At 53.2% G+C, this 1,677-nt stretch carries 2 protein-coding genes; one reads left to right on the top strand and one right to left on the bottom strand.

What is annotated here, in order from left to right:
* Positions 1-558: plasmid partitioning protein RepB C-terminal domain-containing protein (locus tag AC1DRJ_RS26760; protein WP_477804803.1), on the top strand; the 558-nt coding region annotated here is incomplete at its 5' end.
* Between the two features lie 61 nt (positions 559-619).
* Here the strand turns inward: AC1DRJ_RS26760 and AC1DRJ_RS26755 are convergent.
* A partial coding sequence (locus AC1DRJ_RS26755) for a DEAD/DEAH box helicase family protein (protein WP_477804802.1) occupies positions 620-1,677 on the bottom strand: 1,058 nt, incomplete at its 5' end.

Genomic DNA, 1,677 nt, shown 5'->3' with positions numbered 1-1,677 from the left:
GGTAAAGCCCTTGGGTTATCACCACAGACAATCAAGCAGAAGTTTCGTCTGCTTAATGGCATTTGTGCGGAAGCCATAATGCTTCTGGGTGACACCGACTGCCCAGCAAACGTATTCAATCTTCTAAGGCAGATGAAACCACTGAGACAAATTGAAGCGGCGGAGTTGATGATTGGAAACAAAAATTTCTCAGTCCTGCTTGCTAAAGCCCTTTTGGCTGCCACGCCATCAGACCAACTAGCAGTACCAAGAAAGTCCCTTCCAGATCAGCAAATTTCAGCGGAATCAATCGCTCGCCTAGAGCGTGAGCTTGCCGCCTTGCAAATGCAGATCAAAACAGTCGAGGAGGACTACGGGCCAGATGTACTTCATCTCACGGTCATCAAAGGCTATCTAACCGAGCTTCTCGCCAACGCTGCAGTTGTCCGGTGGCTGGCCAAGCACCAACCTGAATACCTAAAAGAATTCCAATCCATCGCCGAGCTGACTGAACTACCTTGGGGAAGTGACGAACTAGAAACTGCTCTACCGGATCCCGCTGCCGAACCGACAAAATAGATCGATTGAGTCGAACGCTCAGGATTTGAGCAGTCCCGTTTGAAGGCCATGAACTCATCGCTCAATCTCGAAACAGCTCCATTGAGCTGGAGGTATCTTCAAGTCGGTAACCCATCGCTCGGTACCCACTTTGGCGCTTATCCCACATTCGCATCAGCGCTGGATGCCCTGCATCGATGAAGTCGATTATGCGCACGTCTGCTTTGCTCGCATGCTCCCGATGCAAACGCCCAGCATACTGCTGAAGTGTGCCCTTCCAAGAAATGGGCATCGCCAGCACCAAGGTATCCAAAGGAGGGTGGTCAAAGCCTTCCCCGACCAGCTTACCGGTGGCCAAGAGTACCCGAGGGGCATCTGGAGACAGAGCAGCCAACTCATCCGTTAGCGCCAAACGCTGCTTTTTCGACATTCGCCCGTGCAACGTAAACAGGTTCTGCACACGACCAACCAGTGCCGCTTCAATGGCGCTCAAGTGATCAGTTCGTTCCGTCAACACCAGCACCTTACGCCCTTCGTTAAAGGCTTTTTCCACTTCGAACGTGACCCGCTGGGTACGCYCAATATTGTCAGCCAGATGCCGGAATACTTCCTGAATACCCGCGCCCTCGGGCACATTGATCTGGCCTGGCAACAGTCGAGTTTCCACCATCAAATCACTCGGGGCACTTGTTGACCTGCTTGCCGTATGTCGAATCGGCCCACACTGCATAAATATGATGGGGTGCTGTCCATCACGGCGTACCGGTGTGGCTGTCAGGCCAAGCACGTATTTTGCCCGAACACTTTTAAGGATCGCTTCAAACGAAAATGCCGACAGGTGATGGCATTCATCAACAATGACCTGCCCATAATTTTTCACCTGATCGCTCACCTCTCCTTGCCGTGACAACGACTGCATCACGGCTATATCGATCACCCCAGTCGGCTTGGCCTTACCACCGCCGATAGTGCCGACGAGACCTTTGCCGAGGCCAAGAAACATCTGCAAACGCTCCTGCCATTGTCGAAGCAGGTCAGTTCGATGGACGAGCACCAGCGTGTTAACGCCCCGGCGTGCAATCAGCGCGGCAGCGGCCACGGTTTTGCCGAATGCGGTTGGGGCACACAGGATGCCTGCAT

Source organism: Pseudomonas sp. P5_B2 (genome assembly GCF_056400445.1).
The sequence above is the reverse complement of the archived record's forward strand: the minus strand, read 5'-3'. Positions and strand labels throughout refer to the sequence as shown.